Annotated in this window: 18 protein-coding genes; 4 read left to right on the top strand and 14 right to left on the bottom strand. The window is 68.9% G+C overall.

Features of this window, described 5'->3' with window-relative positions; genetic code table 11:
• Window positions 1–60 precede the first annotated feature (60 nt).
• Window positions 61–996, bottom strand: a complete 936-nt coding sequence (locus AC1RGU_RS22750; protein WP_307695479.1) for a LysR family transcriptional regulator — start codon at window positions 994–996, stop codon at window positions 61–63.
• A 93-nt stretch (window positions 997–1,089) separates the two neighbouring features.
• Between AC1RGU_RS22750 and AC1RGU_RS22745 the strand changes: the two genes are divergently transcribed.
• Together AC1RGU_RS22745 and AC1RGU_RS22740 are read left to right on the top strand one after the other, a co-directional pair.
• Entirely contained in the window at window positions 1,090–2,070 is a 981-nt protein-coding gene (locus tag AC1RGU_RS22745) for a Bug family tripartite tricarboxylate transporter substrate binding protein (protein ID WP_369631344.1), read from the top strand.
• A 42-nt stretch (window positions 2,071–2,112) separates the two neighbouring features.
• Window positions 2,113–3,177: a 4-hydroxythreonine-4-phosphate dehydrogenase PdxA gene (locus AC1RGU_RS22740; protein WP_492697893.1), complete on the top strand. Its 1,065-nt coding sequence runs from the start codon at window positions 2,113–2,115 to the stop codon at window positions 3,175–3,177.
• Between the two features lie 58 nt (window positions 3,178–3,235).
• Here the strand turns inward: AC1RGU_RS22740 and AC1RGU_RS22735 are convergent, their stop codons facing one another.
• The 3 genes from AC1RGU_RS22735 to tal form a co-directional block, all read right to left on the bottom strand.
• Entirely contained in the window at window positions 3,236–3,568 is a 333-nt protein-coding gene (locus AC1RGU_RS22735) for a DUF805 domain-containing protein (protein ID WP_354345485.1), read from the bottom strand.
• A gap of 173 nt (window positions 3,569–3,741) precedes the next feature.
• Entirely contained in the window at window positions 3,742–5,295 is a 1,554-nt protein-coding gene (pgi, locus tag AC1RGU_RS22730; protein WP_492697895.1) for a glucose-6-phosphate isomerase, read from the bottom strand.
• 2 nt (window positions 5,296–5,297) lie between these two features.
• On the bottom strand, window positions 5,298–6,254 hold the full coding sequence (gene tal / locus AC1RGU_RS22725) for a transaldolase (RefSeq protein ID WP_492697897.1): 957 nt from the start codon (window positions 6,252–6,254) through the stop codon (window positions 5,298–5,300).
• Between the two features lie 242 nt (window positions 6,255–6,496).
• Here tal and AC1RGU_RS22720 point away from each other — a divergent pair, with 242 nt between their 5' ends.
• Window positions 6,497–7,168, top strand: a complete 672-nt coding sequence (locus AC1RGU_RS22720) for a lipocalin family protein (protein WP_492697898.1) — start codon at window positions 6,497–6,499, stop codon at window positions 7,166–7,168.
• Here the strand turns inward: AC1RGU_RS22720 and AC1RGU_RS22715 are convergent.
• The 4 genes from AC1RGU_RS22715 to AC1RGU_RS22700 are packed head-to-tail and all read right to left on the bottom strand — an operon-like array spanning window position 7,114 to window position 12,110.
• Window positions 7,114–7,776 (bottom strand): HAD family hydrolase, encoded by a 663-nt coding sequence (locus AC1RGU_RS22715; protein WP_492697900.1) that lies wholly within the window; start codon window positions 7,774–7,776, stop codon window positions 7,114–7,116. The two genes, AC1RGU_RS22720 and AC1RGU_RS22715, sit on opposite strands and share 55 nt — an antisense overlap.
• A gap of 12 nt (window positions 7,777–7,788) precedes the next feature.
• Entirely contained in the window at window positions 7,789–8,829 is a 1,041-nt protein-coding gene (locus tag AC1RGU_RS22710) for an ABC transporter ATP-binding protein (protein ID WP_492697902.1), read from the bottom strand.
• On the bottom strand, window positions 8,826–11,099 hold the full coding sequence (locus AC1RGU_RS22705) for an ABC transporter permease (RefSeq protein WP_369644665.1): 2,274 nt from the start codon (window positions 11,097–11,099) through the stop codon (window positions 8,826–8,828). The genes AC1RGU_RS22710 and AC1RGU_RS22705 overlap by 4 nt, the downstream gene beginning before the upstream one ends.
• A complete protein-coding gene (locus AC1RGU_RS22700) occupies window positions 11,100–12,110 on the bottom strand; it encodes an ABC transporter substrate-binding protein (RefSeq protein WP_492697904.1) in 1,011 nt (336 codons plus the stop codon).
• A gap of 143 nt (window positions 12,111–12,253) precedes the next feature.
• Here AC1RGU_RS22700 and zwf point away from each other — a divergent pair, with 143 nt between their 5' ends.
• Window positions 12,254–13,726 (top strand): glucose-6-phosphate dehydrogenase, encoded by a 1,473-nt coding sequence (gene zwf, locus AC1RGU_RS22695; RefSeq protein ID WP_062472648.1) that lies wholly within the window; start codon window positions 12,254–12,256, stop codon window positions 13,724–13,726.
• A 22-nt stretch (window positions 13,727–13,748) separates the two neighbouring features.
• Here the strand turns inward: zwf and ygiD are convergent, their stop codons facing one another.
• The 6 genes from ygiD to AC1RGU_RS22665 all read right to left on the bottom strand — a co-directional run bounded on the left by ygiD (window position 13,749) and on the right by AC1RGU_RS22665 (window position 21,445).
• Window positions 13,749–14,654, bottom strand: coding sequence for a 4,5-DOPA-extradiol-dioxygenase (gene ygiD, locus AC1RGU_RS22690; RefSeq protein WP_492697905.1), 906 nt, complete (start codon window positions 14,652–14,654; stop codon window positions 13,749–13,751).
• Between the two features lie 101 nt (window positions 14,655–14,755).
• Complete coding sequence (locus AC1RGU_RS22685) at window positions 14,756–16,717, bottom strand: glycosyltransferase family 2 protein (RefSeq protein WP_492697906.1); 1,962 nt, start codon at window positions 16,715–16,717, stop codon at window positions 14,756–14,758.
• Window positions 16,714–17,760, bottom strand: coding sequence for an ABC transporter ATP-binding protein (locus AC1RGU_RS22680; protein ID WP_307583274.1), 1,047 nt, complete (start codon window positions 17,758–17,760; stop codon window positions 16,714–16,716). The genes AC1RGU_RS22685 and AC1RGU_RS22680 overlap by 4 nt, the downstream gene beginning before the upstream one ends.
• Window positions 17,757–18,827 (bottom strand): ABC transporter ATP-binding protein, encoded by a 1,071-nt coding sequence (locus AC1RGU_RS22675; protein WP_095948287.1) that lies wholly within the window; start codon window positions 18,825–18,827, stop codon window positions 17,757–17,759. The genes AC1RGU_RS22680 and AC1RGU_RS22675 overlap by 4 nt, the downstream gene beginning before the upstream one ends.
• Window positions 18,828–18,848: 21 nt before the next feature.
• Window positions 18,849–19,760 carry an ABC transporter permease gene (locus tag AC1RGU_RS22670; RefSeq protein ID WP_095948286.1) on the bottom strand — a complete coding sequence of 304 codons (912 nt, stop codon included), beginning with the start codon at window positions 19,758–19,760 and terminating at the stop codon, window positions 18,849–18,851.
• A gap of 104 nt (window positions 19,761–19,864) precedes the next feature.
• On the bottom strand, window positions 19,865–21,445 hold the full coding sequence (locus tag AC1RGU_RS22665) for an ABC transporter substrate-binding protein (protein ID WP_070060000.1): 1,581 nt from the start codon (window positions 21,443–21,445) through the stop codon (window positions 19,865–19,867).
• Window positions 21,446–21,460: the final 15 nt, after the last annotated feature.

The raw sequence follows: 21,460 nt of genomic DNA, 5'->3' as shown, positions 1-21,460 counted from the left end.
GTGGAATCCCTAGTTAACGCAATTCAGGATGGAAAAACGTCCGACTGAAGTTCTCGCCCGTCACGCGTGCCCACCCAGCAGCTGGCGCCGGAACTGCGCCGCCGCCGGCGACAGCGCCCGGTCCTCGCGGGTGATGAGGCAGATCGGCGGCACCCGCACCGGCAGCTCGACCGGCACGGTGCGCAGCACGCCCAGCCGACCGTAATGGTTGGCCTGCGAGGCCGGCATGACGGCGGCCATGTCGGAGTTCTCCAGCAGCGCCGTGATGGCGATGGGCGATGCCGTTTCGATGATGTCCAGCCGCGCCTGGATGCCCGCCTCGCGCATCGCCGCCTCGAAGCGCCCGCGCTGCGGCGAGCCCGGCGGCTGCAGCACCCATGACCAGCTCGCCATCTCGGCCAGCGTGACCGTGGCCGCGCGCTCGAACACCGGGTGCGCCGCGCGCACCACGACCACCTGCGACTCGCCCAGCAGCGGCACGCTCGCGTACTTGGCCTCGTCGTGGCCGTCGGTGAGGCGGCCCAGCACGAGGTCGACGTCGCCCTGCTCCAGCTGCGCCTGCATCAGGTCGCTGGTTTCGACCACCACCGACACGGCCACCTGCGGATGGCGCAGGTGGTACGCCACCAGCGCCGGCGCCAGCAGCTCGGGCACCGCACCCGGCACGCTGCCCACGCGCAGCGCGCCGCTCAGGCCGGAACGCAGCGCGAGCATTTCCTCGCGCGCGGTGCCGAAGTCGCTGAGCACGCGGTGGGCGTAGCGGATCAGGATCTCGCCGTAGGGCGTGGGCGCCATGCCGCGCGCCAGGCGCTCGAAGAGCTGTTCGCCCAGCGACTCCTCCAGCTGCTGCAGCAGCTTGGTGGCCGCAGGCTGGCTGATGTTCATGGCCTCGGCCGCGCGGCCGAGGTGGCGGTGCGCATCGAGCCGGGCGAGCAGGAGCAGCTGGCGCGGCCTCACATGCAGCATCAGCGAGGCGTCGGTGAGGCCGGGTTTCATGCACAAAAGTATATGGAGCTTCGGCCTTTTTCGATTGGATCGCGCGCCAGAAGCTCCGTAGGCTCGAGCCCACAACAAGCAGGAGACGACGCGATGACCCTCTTTCCCCTGGCCCGCGGTGCCGGCCTGGCGGCGCTCCTGGCGCTGGCGGCCTGCCTGAACGCGGGTGCGCAGCCGGCCTACCCCGACAAGCCGCTGCGCATCCTGGTCGGCGCCTCGCCCGGCGGCGGCACCGACATCCTCGCGCGCGTGCTGGCGGACAAGTTCGCGCCCGTGCTCAAGCAGCCCGTGACGGTGGAGAACCGCCCCGGCGCCTCGAACACCATCGCCGGCGAACTCACGGCCCGCGCGCCGGCCGACGGCGCCACGCTGCTGCTGGCCACCAACACGGCGCAGGCCGTGGCGCCGCACATCCTCAAGCTCAAGTACGACCCGCTGAAAGACCTGCAACCCATCGGCCTCGTGGCCGTGATGCCCAACGTGCTGGTGGTGTCGGCCAGCTCGCCCTACAAGTCGGTGAAAGACCTACTGGCCGCGATGGCCGCGAAGCCCGGCGGCTTCAAGTACGCGTCGTCGGGCATCGGCAGCACGCAGCACGTGGGCGGCGAAGCCTTCAACCTGGCCACGGGCATGACCTCGATCCACGTGCCCTACAAGGGCAGCTCGCAGGCGCACATCGACATCATCTCGGGCGAGGTCGAGATGATGTTCGACAGCACCTCCTCGGCCATGGGCCAGATCCGCGCCGGCAAGTTCCGCGCACTGGCCGTGAGCGCACCGCAGCGCTCGCCCGAGCTGCCCGACGTGCCCACGCTGGCCGAGCAAGGCGTCAAGGGCGCCGACGTGTCGACCTGGTACGGCCTGTACGTGACGGCCGGCACGCCGCGCCCCGCGGTCGAGCGGCTGAGCGCCGAACTCACGCGGACGATGGGCCTGGCGGACGTGCAGTCGCGCATCAAGGCCCTGGGCGGCGAGCCCGGCACGCTGACCGGCGAACCCTTCGCGGCGATGAACCGGCAGGAGTTCGACCACTACGGCCGGCTCGTGCGCGATGCGCGCATCAAGGCCGAGTGAGGCCGTCCCTTCTTTCTCTTTTCTCCACCTCCATTGCCGACCATGTCTACCCCATCGACAACCCCGCGCGTGACCTCCGCCAAACCCCGCATCGCCGTGCTGCTGGGCGACCCCAGCGGCGTCGGCCCCGAGATGGCCGTGAAGCTGCTCGCGCGCCAGCGCAACCTCGACGCCGCGCGCGTGCTGCTGATCGCCGACCCCGTCGTGCTGGCCGCAGGCGAGCGCGTGGCGGGCACGAAGCTGGCGCCGCTGCAGGTGAACGCCCTGGACGATCTGCGCTTCGAAGACGGCCGTCCGAGCCTCCTCGTGCGCGACTGGATGGCGGGCGAGGAACCGGTGCTCGGCGAGTCGAACGAGCGCTCGGGCCGGGCCTCGTTCGAAGCACTGGAGCTGGCCACGCAGGCCGTGCGAAACGGCCAGGCCGACGCGATCCTCTTCGCGCCGCTCAACAAGCATTCACTGCGCCTGGGCGGCCTCGTGCACGAGGACGAGCTGCGCTACATGCAGGAGCGCTTCGCGGTCACCGGCTTCGTCTGCGAGTTCAACCTCACCGGCTCGCTGTGGACCTCGCGCGTGACCTCGCACATCCCGCTGAAAGACGTGGCCCGGCACATCACGGTAGAGGGCGTGCGCGACGCCGTGAAGATCATCGCGTCGGCACTGCGCCGCGCCGGCGTGACACACCCGCGCATCGCCGTGACCGGCCTCAATCCGCACGCGGGCGACGGCGGCTCGATCGGCATGGAAGAGATCGAGATCATCGCGCCCGCCATCGAACAGCTGCGCGCCGAAGGCCACGACGCGCGCGGCCCGTTCTCGCCCGACACCGTGTTCATCGGCGCACGGCGCGGCGACGTGGACGCGGTGGTGTCGATGTACCACGACCAGGGCCAGATCGCGATGAAGCTCATGGGCTTCGAGCAGGGCGTGACCTTGCATGGCGGCCTGCCCGTGCCCGTGGCCACCTCGGCCAGCGGCAGCGCCTTCGACATCGCCGGCCAGGGCGTAGCGCAGATCGAAGGGCTGCAACAGGCCTTCGACTTGTGCGTGCGGATGGCAAGCGGCGCGCCTGCTGCACCTGCATCCGTCGAGGCGGCAGTGGCCTGAGCCGCCTGGCGCCCCAAAGAAAAAGGGCCGCGTGTGCGGCCCTTCGAAGGAAAAAAGCTCAGGCGCTCGGCGGTTCGCCGTAGGCGTTGCTCTCCGGCTGCGTCGGCTGAACGAAGAAATAGATCAGCACGAGATTGATCAGCGGGATGATCGACAGCAGCAAGAACCAGCCGCTCTTGCCGATGTCGTGCAGGCGGCGCACGCCCACCGCGAGGGCGGGCAGAAGCAGGGCCAGCGCTGCAATGAAGTACACGTACTCATGGATCAGGCCCGTCACGACGAGCACGCCGAACTGGGCCAGAAAAAACCACCAGAACTCGGAACGCGACGCACGACCCGTGAAATCGGTGTACTTGGCGATGCACGTCTTGACCGCTGTTTGAAAGTCCATTGACTCGCTCCTCTTGATGAATCCCAGGGAAATTTCCCCGGGGCCATCATATCGGCGCACTGTGCAACGACAAACTCGGCCAAACCGGCCACCACGCTGCAAACCAATGGCCTAAAGGCCTAGTGGATAGAGCCTTTGGCCAAGGCTTGCGAGGCTTGCAGTGACGTGCGCCGTCAGGTGCTCAGCCGCTGCAGCAGGCCGGCCGTGGAGGCATCGAGCCCCGAGACATCGCCTGAGGCCAGGCGCGGTTCGATGTCGCGCGCCAGCACCTTGCCGAGTTCCACGCCCCACTGGTCGAAGCTGTTGATGCCCCACAGCGCGCCGCTGGTGAACACGCGGTGCTCGTACATCGCGAGGAAGGCGCCCAGTGCTTCGGGCGTGAGCTTCTCGAACACGAAGAAGGTGCTCGGCCGGTTGCCCGGAAAGTTCTTGTGGCCGCCTTCGTCGAGCTTGCCGACCATCAGCGCCTGCGCCTGCGCAAGCGCATTGGCCAGCAGCTTGGGGTGGTGGCCGTCGAGGTCGTGCGAGGCGTCGCGCACCGCCATGAACTCGAGCGGGATCACGTCGGTGCCCTGGTGCAGCATCTGGAAGTAGGCGTGCTGTCCGTTGGTGCCGGGCTCGCCCCAGAGCACGGGCGAGGTGCCGAAGGCCAGCGGCGCGCCGCTCGCATCGACCTGCTTGCCGTTGCTCTCCATCTCGAGCTGCTGCAGGTAGGCCGGCACGCGCTTCAGGGCGCTGTGGTACGGCGCGATGCTGCGGCTCGTGAAGCGGTGGAAGTTGCGGTACCAGACATCGAGCAGGCCCAGCCGCACAGGCAGGTTCTGCTCGAGCGGCGCGGTGCGGAAGTGCTCGTCCATCGCATGCGCGCCCGCCAGCAGCCGGCGAAAGCCGTCGGCGCCGATGGCCAGCGCGATCGGCAGGCCGATGGCCGACCACAGCGAATAGCGGCCGCCCACCCAGTCCCAGAAGCCGAAGGTGGTGTCGATGCCGAACTGCTTCGCGGCCTCGACGTTGGTGGTGAGCGCGGCGAAATGGCCGGCGATGTCGGTGCCACCCGACTGTTCGTACCAGCGCTTGGCCGAGAGCGCGTTGGTCATCGTCTCGGCCGTGGTGAAGGTCTTGGAGGCGAGCAGAAACAGCGTGTGCTCGGGCGCCAGGCCCTTGAGCACGCCCGCCAGTTCGTGGCCGTCGACGTTCGAGACGAAGTGAAAGCGCTTGCCCGGCGCCACGAACTCCGCGAGCGCCAGCACCGCCATTTGCGGGCCGAGGTCGGAGCCGCCGATGCCGATGTTGACCACGTCGGTGATCGTGTGGTCGCTGCGCACCTTCTCGGCGTAGGCCAGCATGGCGTCGAGCGTGGCATGCACCTCGCGCAACTCGTGGGCCGTCTGGCGGCCGGTGGCCGCGTCGGCCGGCGCGCGCAGCAGCGTGTGCAGCACGGCGCGGTCTTCGGTGTTGTTGATGTGCGCGCCCGCGAACATGGCGTCGCGGTGGGCTTCGAGGCCGCATTCGCGCGCCAGCGTGAACAGCAGCGCCTCGGTGCGCGCGTCGATGAGGTTCTTCGACAGGTCGGCGAAGACGTGCGGCGCCTCCTGGCTGAAGCGCGCGAAGCGCCCGGCGTCCTCCACGAAGGCATGGCGAAGATCGAACTGGCGACCGGCCGTGTCGAAGCTGGACTGCAGTTGCGCCCAGGCCGGCGCGCGGTCACAGCGCAGGGTCATGGTCATGTTTACTTGCCGCTTTCCTGCATGAGCTTTTCCAGCTTCACGGCGTCGGCCGCGAAGGCGCGGATGCCTTCGGCAAGCTTCTCAGTGGCCATGGCGTCTTCGTTGAGCGCGAAGCGGAAGCCGGCTTCGTCGTAGCTCACCTTCTTCGCGTCGCCCGTGGCGGCGGCCTTGGCGTCGAGCGCGTGCGTGAGCGGCTCGTTGCTCGCGGCCAGCTCGGCCAGCAGCTCGGGGCTGATGGTCAGCAGGTCGCAGCCGGCGAGCGCCTGGATCTGCCCCACGTTGCGGAAGCTCGCGCCCATGACCTCGGTTTTGATGCCCTGCTGCTTGTAGTAGTTGAAGATTTCGCGCACCGACTTCACGCCGGGGTCGTTGGCGCCCGCGCTGGCGGCTTCGTCCCACTTGGCGCCGGCCGACTTCTTGTACCAGTCGTAGATGCGGCCCACGAAGGGCGAGATGAGCTGCACGCCGGCCGCGCCGCAGGCCACGGCCTGCGCGAACGAGAACAGCAGCGTGAGGTTGGTGCGGATGCCCTTCTGCTCGAGCAGGCGCGCGGCCTCGATGCCTTCCCAGGTGGAGGCGACCTTGATCAGCAGGCGCTTCTCGGTGTCGATGCCCTCGGCCTTGTACAGCGCCACGATGCGCTCGCCGCGGGCCACGGTGGCGGCGGTGTCGAACGAGAGGCGTGCGTCGACTTCGGTGGACACGCGGCCCGGGATGATGGAGAGGATTTCGGTGCCGAAGCGCACCAGCAGGCGGTCGATGACCTCGTCGAGCGGCTTGCCGGCGTGGGCCTGCACGGTTTCATCGAGCAGCGGCCGGTACTCGGCCTTCTGCACGGCCTTGAGGATCAGCGACGGGTTGGTGGTCGCGTCCTGCGGCTTGGAAATGCTGAGCTGCTTGAAGTCGCCGGTGTCGGCAACCACGGTGGTCCACTGGCGGAGTGCATCGAGTTGGTTCATGAAATCAATTATCCGGGGAGGGGTGTGACAAGTCCTGCACGCAGTTGCGCGGCGGTCGATGTTTTCATGCGAACCGTAGCACGGGTTTTCGCGAAGCTCCATCGGCCTGCAGCGCGAAGGGTTGTCGGCCGCCCTGCCCTACAGGGGCTGTGGTCCCCGGCTGACGGCAGCCAGCCGCGGCCCGGGGCACCCTGAACGGGACGCGACATCCACGCCGAGAACGACTTTCCCCAGGAGCCCTCATGACCCCTCGCCCCCCACGCCCCGCGACCGCCGCCGGCCGCGCCTTCGACGACCGCCGCACCAGCCACGCGATCGGCGCCATGGCCACCGCCTTCGTCGTGGGCGGCGTGGCCACCTGGTACGCGCTGGGCGCCGCACGCACGGCCCGTGCCCGGCCCGCCGGTCCGGCCGACGGCGCCCCGCTGATGCGCGCGCCGCTGCAGGTGGTGGCGCCGGTCGACCTGCACCGCTACGCCGGCGTCTGGCACGAACAGGCGCGGCTGCCCAACCGGTTCCAAAAACAGTGCGCCGGCCCGGTGAGCGCCGAGTACACGCCGCAGCCCGACGGCACCGTGCAGGTGCGCAACCGCTGCGTGCGCGACGACGGCAACTTCGACGAGGCCATCGGTAGTGCGCGCGTGGTGCCCGTGGCCGGCCAGCCCGGCGCGGGACGGCTGCAGGTGCGCTTCGCCCCCGCCTGGATGGGCTGGCTGCCGCTGGTGTGGGGCGACTACTGGATCTTGAAGCTCGACCGCGACTACCAGGTGGCGCTGGTCGGCACGCCCGACCGTGAGTACCTTTGGGTGCTGTCGCGCGCGCCGCGCCTGGAGGACGACGCGCTGCAGGCCGAGCTGGACTACGCCCGCAGCCTGGGGTTCGACACCGACAAGGTGGTGCTCACCGGCAGGTAGCGCTGCAGTTGCGCCGGCAGCTTGTCGGGCGCGGTGCAGTGGATGGCGTGCCAGCCGAAGGCGCGGGCCATCTCGACGTTGGCGGCCGAGTCGTCGATGAACACCGTCTGCTCCGGATCGAGGCCGTGGCGCATGGCCAGCAGCTCGTAGATCTCGCGCTCGGGCTTGAGAAACTTCACGTCGCCCGAGAACACGCCGCCGTCGAAGCGCTGCATGAAGGCGTGCAGGCGCTCGAGGGCGCGGGCGAACGGCACGGGCATGTTCGACAGGTAGTACAGCCGCAGCGGCTCACCGGCGTCGCGCTGCACGAGCAGCTCTTCGAGCATCGCGACCGTGACGTCGATCGGCGCCAGCCGCTCCCCGAGCCCGTCGAGCATGGCGTGCAGCGACTCGGCCGGCAGCGCCAGCCGCGCCGACATGCGGGCGATGGCCTCGTCCAGCGTGCGGGTGCCGCAGTCGAAGCCGGTCCAGTCGTCGTGATGGAAAAGGGCCCGGCCCAGGGCCGCGGCGGCGGCGTCAGTGGGGGCGTGAGAGGGGAGATGGGCCTGGACCAGCCGTGCCGGCTCCCAGGCGAACAGCACGGCGCCAAGATCGAAAACCACGTTCATGGCGCCATTGTTTCATGCGCCGGGCACCACGCTCACGCCATGGGTTCCGAGCGACAGGGTGGTCTGCGTGCCGGCCGCCAGCGGGCGCGACAGGTCGGTCGAGACCACGAAGACCGGCCCCAGCGGGGTGTCGAAGCCGTATTCGTAGAAGCTGCCCAGGTACGCCGACTTGCGCAGCGTGGCGGGCAGGCCATCGAGCGCGCCGATGTCCCAGGCCTCGGGCCGCACCGCCACCTTCACCGTGCCGGGCGCCACCGCGTAGCGCGGCTGCAGCCGCAGCGGGCCGAGCGTGACGCTGCCGTCGGCCTGTGCCACGGCCGGGAACACCATCGCCTCGCCCATGAAGCCGGCGACGAACTCGCTCTCGGGCCGGCCGTACAGCTGCTCGGGCGTGCCGCGCTGGGCGATCACGCCGTGGTCCATGACGATGATTTGGTCGCTCACGGCCAGCGCCTCGCTCTGGTCGTGCGTCACGTAGGCCACGGTGAGCTTCAGGCGCTGCTGCAGCGAGCGGATCTCCTCGCGCATCTCGCGCCGCAGGCGGGCGTCGAGGTTGGACAGCGGCTCGTCGAACAGCAGCACCGCCGGCTCAAGCACCAGCGCGCGCGCCAGGGCCACGCGCTGCTGCTGGCCGCCCGACAGCTCGCTGGGCAGGCGCTCGTCGAAGCCGACCAGGCCCACGCCCCGGAGCGCCTCGCGCGCGCGCAACGTGGCTTCGTCCTTCTTCACGCCGCTCATGCGCAGGCCGTAGCCCACGTTCTCGATCACGTTCATGTGCGGGAACAGCGCGTAGCTCTGGAACATCATGCTCACGTTGCGCTCGCCCGGGCCGAGCGTCGTGACGTCGCGCCCGCCCATGAAGATCGAGCCCGAGGTCGGCGACTCGAGCCCCGCGATCATGCGCAGCGTGGTTGTCTTGCCGCAGCCCGAGGGGCCGAGGATGGTGGTGAGCGTGCCCACGGGCACCTCGAAGCTGATGCCCTTGACGGCCATCGGGCCGTTCTTGTCCGTGCCGTAGCGCTTGGTGACGTTGCGGAATTCGATACCGTTCATACGGAGAGGCTTTCCATTTTGTGATGCCCTTGGTGATTGGGCGTGGCCCCGCGTCTTCCCAACTTGCGCTCTCCGACCACGAACTGCACCAGCGCAATGGCCAGCGACATCAGCACCATGAGCACCGTGCAGTAGGCGAGCGCGATGCCGTAGTCGCCATTGCCGACGCGGCCGATGATGTAGGTGGTGGCCAGTTCGTTCTCGGCCGTGACCAGGAAGATCACGGCGCTCACCGTCGTCATGGCGCGCACGAAGCTGTAGACCAGCGCGGCCACCAGCGCGGGCTTGAGCAGCGGCAGCACCACCTTGAACAAGGTCTGCGAAGTCGAGGCGCGCAGCATCAGCGAGGCCTCGTCGAGCGAGCGGTCGAGCTGCTTGAAGGCCGCCGTGCCGGCGCGCACGCCCACCGGCAGATTGCGGAACATGAAGCACAGCACGATGATGAGCCCCGTGCCCGTGAGCTCGAACGGCGGCACGTTGAAGGCCAGGATGTAGCTCACGCCCAGCACTGTGCCCGGGATCGCAAAGGCCAGCAGCGCGCCGAACTCGAAGGCGCCCTGCCCCTTGAACTCGTTGCGCGCCAGCAGCCAGGCGATGAGCAGGCCCAGCGCCGCGGTGATCGGCGCCGAGATGCCGGCCAGTTTCAGCGTGGTGATCAGCGAGTTCCACGCCGTGCCGGCCCACACCAGCCCGAACTGGCCCCACTCCAGCGCGAAGGCGCTCTTGAAGTGGTTGAGCGTGAAGCTGTAGTCGCGGCCCCAGGTCTGCACGAAGCCGCCCGCGAAGGCGAACAGGTAGACCACGGCGGTGAAGGCGATCCACGGCAGCGCGATGCACTGGATGGTGCGGCGCACGCCATCGGGCAGCGCCATCGCGATGCCGGCGTCGCCCTTGCCGCTCACGGTCGTGTAGTTCTGCTTGCCCAAGAGGCCGCGCTGCAGCGCGAACACGCCGAGCGCGAACAGCGTGAGCACCCAGGCCAGCGATGCCGCGCGGCCCTGGTCGTACTGCGCGCCGACGATGGCAAAGAAGATGTCGGTCGACAGCACCGAGAACTGCCCGCCCACCACCACCGGGTTGCCGAAGTCGGCAATGCTCTCGATGAAGCCGACCAGGAAGGCGTTGGCCAGCCCGGGCTTGAGCAGCGGCAGCGTCACGGTGAAAAACGCGCGGCGCCGGTCGGCGCGCAGCATCTGCGCGGCCTCTTCCAGGCTCGGCGCGATGCCCTGCACCACGCCGCGCATGATCATGAAGGCGATGGGCGTGAAGGCGAACAGCTGCGCCACCAGCACGCCCGGCATGCCGTAGAACCAGCGCGTGGGCTCGATGCCGAACACGTTCTCCAGCACCTGGTTGACGATGCCCGCACGGCCGAACAGCAGGATCAGGCCCAGGCCGACCACGAACGGCGGCGTGATGATCGGCAGCAGCGCCAGCACGCGCAATGCGCCCTGCCCGCGCCGGCTGCCGCGCTCGGCCATCAGCGCCATCAGCGTGCCCAGGAAGGTGGTGCCGGCCGCGGTGAGCAGCGCCAGCACCAGCGTGTTCCAGGCCACGCCGCAGCGCACGCCGCCCGCCAGGCAACCCAGGCCCCAGATGCGCTCGGTGAACACGCGCGCCGCGAAGGCCGTGATCGACCACTGCCCGTCTTCGTTGAAGAAGGCGCCCGACAGCGCCCGGCTCACCGGGTAGGCGATGAACAGCGCCATCAGCACGCCGCAGCCGACCACCGAGGCAGAGACGAACAGATCGCCCTTGAACAGGCCGAGCCGCGCCATGCCGAAGGCCGCCAGCAGCACCAGCGCCGTGAGCGCCACGAAGCCGCCCGCGCCGATGCCGAACTGGTTGACCGCCAGTTCGCCGAACTGGGTGTTGAGTGCCGCGACGCTCCAGCCGCGCGCGCCGATGGTGAAGCCCGCCACGGCCAAGCCGATGGCGCCGATCGCGCCGCCCGCCAGCAGCCAGCGCCCCTGCGCCTTGCCGGCCGGCAAGGCCGCACCGACGGCGCACAGCAGCAGCCCGGCCAGCCCGATGAAGAGCCAGCTGCGGCCCTGCGTCGCCGCCTGCATCAGGCCGTTGGCGCCTTCCGCCTGCCCGAAGACCTGCGGAACGGCTTCGTACCAGGTCGCATCCTGGATCGCATACCAGGGCAGCACGAGATAGGCCGCCAGGCCCAGCGCGACCCAGGCCCAGATCCATCGCCGCGCGCGCCGGGCGGCGGCCAGGGACGCCGGGTTGGCCGGCGCGCCTTCGTTGGAACGCGCCTGCACTTAGCGCGGCAGCGAGTTGACGTCTTTTTCCCAGCGCGCGATCAGGCGACGGCGCTCGGCGCTGGCGCCGTACTTGGCGTAGTCGTAGCTGATGAACTTGATCTTCTTGAAATCAGGAATGCGCGGGTCGAGCTTGGCGCTCGCATTGCTGGGCAGCTGGAACTGCTTGTTGGCGGCGCCCAGCTCCTGCGCGGCGGGCGTGAGCGCCCATTCGTAGAACTTCTTGGCGGCATCGAGGTTGCGCGCGCCCTTGATGACGCTCATGGAGCCGATCTCGGCGCCGGTGCCGTCGCTCGGCGTGATGGTTTCGACCGGAAAGCCCTGCATCCTCTCGCCCGGGCCGTCGTGCACGAAGCTGATGGAGATCGCGGTTTCGCCGCGCGCCACCGCCTTGATCGGGCCGGTGCCCGAGCGCGTGTACTGGCCCACGTTCTTGTGCAGCGCCTTGAGGTAGTCGAAGGCCTTGTCCTCGCCCATGAGCTGCACCAGCGTGGCGATCATGGTGTAGGCCGTGCCGCTCGATGCGGGGTTGGCCACCTGGATGTCGCCCTTGTACTCGGGCTTGAGCAGATCGGCCCAAGTCTTGGGCACGGGCAGCTTCTTCTTGGCCAGCAGCTCGGGGTTGTAGCCGAAGCCCAGCGGGCCCGAGTAGATGCCCACGGTCTTGTAGCCCGACTGCTTGGCCTGCTGCTGGGCCCAGGGATGCAGCTGCGTGAGCGTGGGCGACTTGTACTCAAGCGTGAGCCCCTGCTCGGCCGCCTGCAGGTGCGGGTCGCCCGTGCCGCCGAACCAGACGTCGGTCTTGGGGTTGTCCTTCTCGGCGATGAGCTGGGCCAGCGCCTCGCCCGAGCCCTTGAGCGCCATGTTGATGCGCACGCCCGTGGTGCGGGCGTAGACGGTGGAGATCACGTTGCACCACTCGGCCTGCACCGAGCAGATGACGTTGACGGTCTGCGCCGACGCGGCGGCCGACAGACCCAGCAGCGCGGCTGCCGTGAAAAGCTTCTTCATTGGTATTCCCCTGCCTCGGCAATAAAAAAAGGCCTCGCGGCCATGGGACAGCGTAGCTTTAGTACAGGTGTGCCGAATCGGTACAAGTACCATCGCGACTGGCACGTTGCCTGCTCGGCATTCAGACAAAGGAAAGTTTTCTCATGAGCTTCGATCTCGTTCTGTTCGGCGGTACTGGCGACCTTGCGTGGCGCAAGCTGATGCCCGCGCTGTTCCAGGCCTTCAGGCACGGCAGCCTGCCGCAGGACGGGCGCATCGTCGGCGTGGCACGCGACGACCTGTCGGACGACCAGTACCGCGAGCTGATCCAGTCGCGCTTCAGCGCCGTCGAAGGCGCCAAGCGCCCCTCCCCCGAGGAGTTCAAGAAGTTCGCGTCCATGCTGCACTACCTGCGCATGGACCTGTCCAAGCCCGCCGACTACGCCAGCCTGGCCGACCTGCTCAAGCAGCGCGATGCCAAGACGGTCGTGATGTACGTGGCCACGGCGCCCGCGCTCTTCACGCAGGTGGTCGAGCAGATCGCCGCCGCCGGGCTCAACGGCCCGCGCACCCGCGTCGTGCTCGAGAAGCCGCTGGGCCACGACCTCGCCTCCAACCGCGCCATCAACGCCGCGGTGGGCAAGGTGCTCGAAGAGAAGCAGGTCTTTCGCATCGACCACTACCTGGGCAAGCCCTCGGTGCAGAACCTGTTCGCGATGCGCTTCGGCAACGCGCTGTTCGAGCCCATCTGGCGCCGCGAGCACATCGCAAACATCCAGATCACCATGGCCGAGGACCTGGGCGTGGAAAAGCGCGGCGCCTTCTACGACCAGACCGGCGCGCTGCGCGACATGGTGCAGAACCACGCGCTGCAGCTGCTGTGCGCCGTGGCCATGGAGCCGCCCATCAACGCGCACGCCGACGCCATCCGCGACGAAAAGCTCAAGGTGCTGCGCGCCCTCAAGCCCTGGACGCCCGAGAGCCTGGGCCTGCACGCGGTGCGCGGCCAGTACACGGCCGGCACGGCCTACGGCGAGCGGGTGCAGGGCTACCGCGACGAGCCGGGCGTGAACCCCGACAGCCGCACCGAGACCTTCGTGGCGCTGCGCACCGAGATCGCCAACTGGCGCTGGGCCGGCGTGCCCTTCTACATCCGCACCGGCAAGCGGCTGGCCTCGCGCGACGCGCGCATCGAGGTCAACTTCCGCCCCACGCCGCACGCCATCTACCGCGCACCGGCAGGCAACGTGAACAAGCTGGTGATCAACCTGCAGCCCAAGGACGGCCTGGAGCTGCACATGCTCGCGCAGGCGCAGGACAACCGCCAGCGCGGCGGCAACGGCCACGCCAGCGCCGCCCAACTGGCGCCGGTGCAGCTCGACCTGGACTTCGACAAGCGCTTCGGCGCCGAGCGCGTGGGTGCCTACGAGCGCCTGCTGCTGGACGTGATCGACGGGCGCCTCAACCTGTTCGTGCGCAGCGACGAGCAGGAAGAAGCCTGGCGCTGGGTCGAGCCGCTCATCGACTCCTGGGAATCCGATGGCGGTCCGCGCCCCTATGCGGCCGGCACCTGGGGCCCCAGCGCCTCGAGCGCCATGATCGCCCGCGACGGTTTCGCCTGGGGCGAGGAGCAGTAGAACCGCCGAATGCGCCGCGCCTTCAGCCGAACTGAAGGCAGCGCATGCTGAGCGTGCCCGACTGGAAGCCTTCGTAGACCGTCTTCGCACGCTCGCCCGGCGCCGCAGCGCCCAGGGCATACAGGAAGGGGAAGTAGTGGTCCGGCGTGGCCACGGCGGTCGACGCCCCTTCGAGCTTTTCGTAGCCGATCAGCGCGCGGTCGTCCCGGCCGGCCAGCGCGGCTTTCACCGCCTCGTCGAACGACTGCGCCCACGGGCGGCTCGCCTTGAGCCCATCGGGCGTGCCGCGGTCGGTGGCACGCAGGTTGTGCACCACGTTGCCGCTGCCCATCACGAGCACGCCCTGGTCGCGCAAGGCCGCCAGGTCGCGCCCCACCGCATGGTGGAACGCCGCCGGTTTGTCGTAGTCGATGCTGAGCTGGAAGACCGGCACGTCGGCCTTCGGATAGAGGTGCTTCAGCACGGCCCAGGTGCCGTGGTCCAGCCCCCACTGCTCGGTCGCGATCACCGGCGCCTGCTTGACGGCGCCGATCGCTTCGCGCGCCAGTGCGGGATGGCCGGCCGCTGGGTACTCGATGTCGAACAGCGCCTGCGGAAAGCCGCCGAAGTCGTGGATCGTCTTGGGCCGCGTCTGTACCGTGACCCCGGTCGCACCCTGGCTGAGCCAGTGCGCCGACACGCTGAGGATCGCCGTGGGGCGCGGCAGCTCACGGCCCCAGGCGGCGAGGCGGCGCGTGAAGGCGTTGTCCGCCAGCGCGTTCATCGGCGATCCGTGGCCAATGAAGATGACGGGCATGCGGCGCGCCGGTGCTGCGCCGGCCGCGTGTGCGATCTCGGTCATCGACGCCAGCGCGGCGGTGGCGCCCAGCGCCGAGCCCATGAGAAAGCCGCGGCGGCCGAGCAGGCGGGTCATCGGGGTGGAGGTCATCGTGTCAGGGGGTGTGGATTCGGGGCCAACCTGGGACTGTGCAACAGAGTGAGGGCTGGGAAAGTGCGTTTACGCACACCGCCCGGCGCAAGCACCATGGTTCACGGCACGAATGCACGCAGGCGTTCGCCCAGCGGCGCCAGGAAATCGCGCAGCAAGGGCTCGCGCATCAGCGTGTCGAGGTAGCCCGGCGCCAGTCGCCCGTTCTCCGCATACACCGCCAGCACGCGCAGGCTTTCACCACGCAGCACGGTGGTCGCGTGGACGTCACCCTGCCGCTCGCTAGCGCTCGCCATGTCGCGCAGCAGCGCCGTGGCATCGTCGGCATCGGGCGCCCACTGTTGGCCGTAGAGCCGGGCCAGCCGCTGCGCCTCGGCGGACGGCACGTCGGGGAAGACCAGTGGCAGCAGACGCTCTCGCACACGGGTCAGCGCCGTCACATCGGTTTCCACGGGTCCCGCAGCGTGGCGGGTCGTCAGTTGGCTGAGACTGATGCCGAGGTTGGCGAGCCGCGCACCGCCGCGCACCAGTTCCAGCAGCAGGCCGAGCCATGCGAACCGGCCGAGCGTGGCGTCGAAGCCGAGTCCGCGTTGCTGGATGCGGGGCAGCGACAGCATCAGGCCGCCCATCAGCAGCGGCTGTTCATGCGGCAAGTGGGCCAGCAGCGCGGCCAGGATCTGGTCGTGCATCTCCGGCAGGCGCTGCATCGGCGGTTCCTCGCCGCCGTCGCGGGTGTACCAGGCACCGACCGCGCCGATCTCCGGCGACGCCCGCAGGAACGCGGACTGCACTTGCAGGCGCTCGGGCGCACAGCGCACGGTCGGCGCCCACAGCGCCAGCGCGTCGCCGCGCGCCTGCATCAACCCCCATTGCGCGGCGGCGGCCCAGCCCATCGGGACGGGCGCCTGCAACAGCAGCAGCCCGGCCAGGCGCGGGTCGGCGGCCATGCGCGCGCGAACCACGTCGACGGTGGCGTCGGTGGAGCCGTCGTCCACCACGATGATCTGGTGCGGTGCGAGGCTTTGCTCGGCGATCGATGCCAAAGCCTCCGCGACGTTCGCCTCGTCGTCTCGCGTCACCATCAGGACGGACACCTGCGAGGCAGGCTCATCCATGCGCCGTTCCCGCTGCCCCACCCATCGCTGCCGAGCCGCCGCAAGATAACGCTGCATCGCCTCCGCCAGCACCTCATGCTGCGGCGGCAAGGACTGCAGCGCCCGCGGCCCGGCGATTTCCAGCGCACGCCGCCGCGGCGCATCGGCCACCAGCGCGCGCACGCGGTCGACCAGCTCGTCCTTCGTGCACCCTTCGACCGCGTCGCGCAGCACCTGCGGAATCTCGGAATGCGGATACAGCTCCGACACCACGGCCTTGCGATGCCGCAGCAGGATCGACAGGCGCGGCAGCTCGACGGTACTGGAGTGATCGGCCTTGCGCATGTTCAGCCCGACCTTGGCGCGCGGCAGCAAGGCGTCGCGCTGCGACGGCGTCCAGGCGGTGCCGAAGGGGTAGGCCACGCGCAGTCCGGCGGCCGTCAATGCCTCCAGCACCTGCAGCCGCCGGGGCGTCGTCTCGCCGAAGAAGATGACGTCGATGTCCTGCTGCGCGTCGTCCAGCACTTCGGACTCCGGCACCAGCGGCGTGGCCAGCGGCTCGAAGCCCGGGCCCACGTAGTCGGATCGATGGATGCCCAGCGCCGGGTGGTACACCATGTTCTCGAGGCTGTACTCCCACACATGGGCGCGCTGCAGCAGCCGTTGGTAGCCGGGCATCTCCGCGAGCAACGCGGGCAGGGCCGGCTCGAAGTTGACGACGATCGCGTTCGGCGGCAGCTCGTCGTCCGAGGGCAGGCTCAGGCCCATCGCGAAGAAGAAGAGGTTGATGTCGTCGTTGTCGACACCCGGCCCCGGCGCGATGCTTGTGATGTAGCCGAGGCGTTCGCAGGCCAGGCGAAAACCCTCCATCACCTCCCGCACGTTCTCGTTGCCCAGCGAGCAGAAGCGCAGGTGCGGCCGATACGGAAAGTCCGTCGGCCAGCCCTGCGGGCTGCCGCCTTCACTCACAAGCGGCCTTCCTCCACCGCATGGCAGGCCACCTGCACGCCCTTCAGGCTCAGCAGCTGCGGCCGCTCGGTCGAGCAGCGCGCATTGGCGTGCGGGCAGCGCGGATGAAAGGCGCAACCGGTCGGCGGGTTCAGCGGGTTCGGCACCTCGCCCTGCACCGGCGTACGTGCGCGGCCGGTGTGCTTCATCTGCGGGATCGCGTCGAGCAGCATGCGGGTGTACGGATGCTGCGGCTCGGCGAAGAGCTTCTGCTTGTCCGCCACCTCGACCAGCCGGCCCAGGTACATCACGCCGACCTGGTCGGCCACGTGGCGCACCACGGCGAGGTTGTGCGAGATGAACAGGTACGTCAGGCCCTGCTCGCGCTGCAGGTCCTTCATGATGTTGAGCACCTGCGCCTGCACGCTCACGTCGAGCGCCGAGGTGGGCTCGTCGCACACGAGGAACTCGGGCTGCGTGGCGAGCGCGCGCGCGATGGAGATGCGCTGGCGCTGGCCGCCCGAGAACTGGTGCGGGTACTTGCTCATGTCCAGCGGCGAAAGGCCGACCGACTGCAGCAGCTCGCCCACGCGCTGGCGCAGCGCGTCCTTGTCGCTCAGGATGCCGTGCTCGCGCAGCGGCTCGCCGATGATGTCCTCGACGATCCAGCGCGGGTTGAGGCTCGCGTAGGGGTCCTGGAAGATCATCTGGATGCGGCGGCGCAGCTGACGGCCTTCAGGCGTCTTGAACGCGGCGTGCGCGTCCTGCCCGTCGAACTGCAGGCCGCCGCGCGTGGGCGCATACAGGCCCACCAGCAGGCGCGCCACGGTGCTTTTGCCGCAGCCCGATTCGCCGACCAGCGCGAGCGTCTTGCCGCGCTCGATGGAAAAGCTCACGCCGTCCACTGCATGCAGCAGCACGCGCGGCTTGCGTTCGAGCACGCGGTTGAGCCAGGGCGGCGACACGTCGAAGGTGCGTGCGAGGTCGTGCGCGACCACGAGCGGCTCGCCGGTCTTGGTCTTTGCTGCCGCAGCGTCCTTGCGGGGTTCGATCACGGCGCTCATCGGGTCACCTCTGCGAGGGGTTCGGCCGCCTCGGGCGTGGCGCGCTCGCCGGCCGCCAGGGCGTCGTGGTGCTGCGCGGCGATCTCGGCCTGCCCCGCATGCGGGTCGGCGGCGTCGTGCAGCCAGCAGGCGGCGCGCGTGGCGCCCGCGTGCATCAGCTCGGGCCGTTCGGTCAGGCAGCGTGCGAAGGTGCGCGGGCAGCGCGGGTTGTAGGCACAGCCGGTCGGAATGGCATTGAGCCGCGGCATGGCACCGTCGATCTGGTTGAGCCGTTCGCGGTCGCTCGTCATGTCGGGGATCGACGCCATCAGTCCCGAGGTGTAGGGGTGCGCGGGCTGGTGGATCACCTCGTGCACCGGGCCGATCTCGGCGATGCGGCCGGCATACATCACGGCCACGCGGTCGCAGGTCTCGGCGATCACGCCCATGTCGTGCGTGATGAGCATCACCGCCGCGCCGCGTTCCTTGCAGACCTGCTTGAGCAGCTGGATGATCTGCGCCTGGATCGACACATCGAGCGCGGTGGTCGGCTCGTCGGCCACGATGAGCTTGGGCTCGGCCGCGAGCGCAAGCGCAATCACCACGCGCTGGCGCATGCCGCCCGAGAACTGGTGCGGGAAGTGGTCGATGCGCTGTTCGGCGGCGGGAATGCCGGTGTCCTGCAGCAGGCCGATGGCGCGCTTGCGCGCTTCCGACTCGGTCACGGGCAGGTGGGTGCGGATGGTCTCGATGAGCTGGCGGCCCACCGTGTACAGCGGGTTCAGCGAGGTCAGCGGATCCTGGAAGATCGCGCCGATCTTGCGGCCGCGGATGGGGCGCATCGCATCGAAACCGAGGTTGTCGATGCGCTGACCCTCGAGCAGGATCTCGCCGCCGGCCACGCGGCCCGGCGGTTCGAGCAGGCCGATGATGGCCGCGCCGGTGAGCGACTTGCCCGCGCCCGATTCGCCCACCACGCCGAGGATTTCACCGGGCGCGATGTCGAAGGAAATGCGGTCGAGCGCGCGCAGCGTGCCGCGGCGGTTCGGAAATTCGACGACGAGGTCTTTGACCTGGAGCAGCGTCATGGGGGCGTTCTCCTTTTCTGTTCAGCGCAAGCGCGGATTGAGCGCGTCGCGCAGCCAGTCGCCGAGCAGGTTCACGCTGAGTGCGATGAGCACCAGCATCAGGCCCGGGAACACCGTGATCCACCATTCGCCCGAGAACAGGTACTGGTTGCCGATGCTGATGAGCGTGCCCAGCGAAGGCGAGGTCGGCGGCACGCCGACGCCCAGGAACGAGAGCGTGGCCTCGGTGATGATCGCGGTCGCGACCTGGATGGTGGCCAGCACCATCACCGGCCCCATCACGTTGGGCAGCACGTGGCGCAGCATGATGCGCAGCGGCGCCACGCCAGTGACGCGCGCGGCCTGCACGTATTCCTTGTTGCGCTCCACCAGCGTGGAGCCGCGCACGGTGCGCGCGTACTGCACCCAGCCCGTGAGCGAGATCGAGATGATCAGCACGCCGAAGGCCAGCGACTCGTGCGCGCCCGGAAAGAGCGCGCGGCCGACGCCGGCGATGAGCAGCGCGACCAGGATGGGCGGGAACGACAGCATCACGTCGCACACGCGCATGAGGAAGGAGTCGAGCCAGCCGCCGAAGAAGCCGGCCAGCAGGCCGAGCACCACGCCGACGACGACCGACAGCACCACCGACACCACGCCGACGATCAGCGAGATGCGGGCGCCGTAGATCACGGCCGAAAGAATGTCGCGGCCCTGGTCGTCGGTGCCGAGGATGTATTTGGTGGAGCCTTCAGCGCTCCACGCCGGCGGCAGGCGGGCGTCGCCGAGTTCGAGGGTGGCGAGGTCGAAGGGGTTGTGCGGCGACACCCATCCGGCGAACACCGAACAGAAGACGCACACCAGCGCAATGACGGCGGCGGCGATCGCCACCGGCGAGGTGCGGAAGCTGTAGCCGACATCGCTGTCGAGCCAGCGAGCAAGGGTTTTTTTCATCGCCGGGCCGCGTGGGGGTTATTTTTCATCGTGAGGCAAAAAAGAATGGGCCCGCAAGAAGCGGGCCCATGGTCGGGCCGCTCAGGCAGCGGCCCACGGTCGACTTACTTGATGCTCATCCACTTGAAGTACATGAAGTTGTCGGCCAGCTGCACCAGCTCGACCTTCTTGCTCACGCCCCAGGCCAGCGACTGCTGATGCAGCGGCAGGTGGCCGATGTCGTCGGTGTGGACCTTGAAGGCTTCCTTGATCATCTCGTTGCGCTTGGCCTTGTCCGACTCGGACTGGATCTTCTTGGTCAACTCGTCCAGCTTCGGATTGCAGTAGGCGCCCAGGTTGAACTGGCCCGTGCCCTTGTCGTCGGGACACGAGGTGAGCGAGCTCAGCGCGTTGTGCGAGTCGTAGGTGGTCGGGGTCCAGCCCAGCATGTAGAAGCTGGTGTCGCGGCGCAGGATCTTCGGGAAGTAGGTGCCCTTGGTCTCGGCCACGAGGTTGATCTTGACGCCGATCTTGGCCAGGTTGGCGGCCACGCTCTGACAGATCTGGCCGTCGTTGACGTAGCGGTCGTTCGGGCAGTTCATCGAGACTTCGAAGCCGTTGGGGTAGCCGGCTTCGGTCAGCAGCTTCTTGGCGGCGTCGACGTCGAAGGGCAAGCGCTTGTCCTGGTCGGCGGTCCAGCCATTGATGCCCGGGCCGACGAGCAGCGCGGTGGGCTTGGAGGCGCCGCGCATCACGGTGCGCTGGATGCCGGCGATGTCGATGGCCTGGTAGAAGGCCTGGCGCACGCGCTTGTCCTTGAACGGGTTCTTGCCCTTCACGTTCGAGTACTGCAGCTCGTCGCGCTTCTGGTCCATGCCCAGGAAGATGGTGCGCATCTCGGGGCCGGTGATGACGCGGGCGTTGGGCGCGGCGTTGATGCGCGCGATGTCCTGCACGGGCACGGGCTCCATTACGTCGACTTCGCCGGAGACCAGCGCGGCCACGCGCGTGGCGGGGTTGGCGATGGGCGTGAACACGATCTCCTGCGCGTTGCCGTCGATCTTGCCCCAGTAGGTGCCGTTGCGCGTGAACACGGTGCGCACGTTGGGCTGGCGCTCGCGCACGCGGAACGGGCCGGTGCCGTTGGCCTTGAACGAAGCGGTGTTCTCGATGCCCTTGCGGCGGTCGACGGGCTTGGTGGCCTGGTTTTCCTCGCACCACTTCTTGCTCATGATCATGGTGAGCGAGATCACGTCGGGCAGGATCGGGAAGGGGCCGTTGGTTTCGATTTCGACGGCGAGGTCGCCGACCTTGCGCACGGCCTTGATCTCGCTGAGCGTGGCCTTCATGTCGGAGCCGTCGCCCTGCGCACGCGCGAAGCTGAACACCACGTCGTCGGCGCTGAACGGCGTGCCGTCATGGAACACCACGCCCTTGCGCAGTTCGAAGCGCCACACGTTCGGCGAGGTCTGCTTCCAGCTCGTGGCCAGCAGCGGTGCCAGGCTCAGGTCCTTGTTGCGGCCCACGAGAGTTTCATAGACGTTGGCGGTGACGCTCAGTTGCAGCGACTCGTTGAGCGAGTGCGGGTCGAGCGACAGGGCGTCGCCCTGGTTCGCGATGCGGATGGTCTGCGCGCTGGCGACCATGCTGACGGCGCCCAGGGCGCACAGGACAGCGACCGCAGCCGCTTGCTTCTTGAAACTCATGGGAACACTCCTCGG

Source organism: Variovorax sp. GW823-FHT02B07 (genome assembly GCF_058797695.1).
Note: the sequence above shows the minus strand (reverse complement) of the source record. Positions and strands in the feature narration are given on the sequence as shown.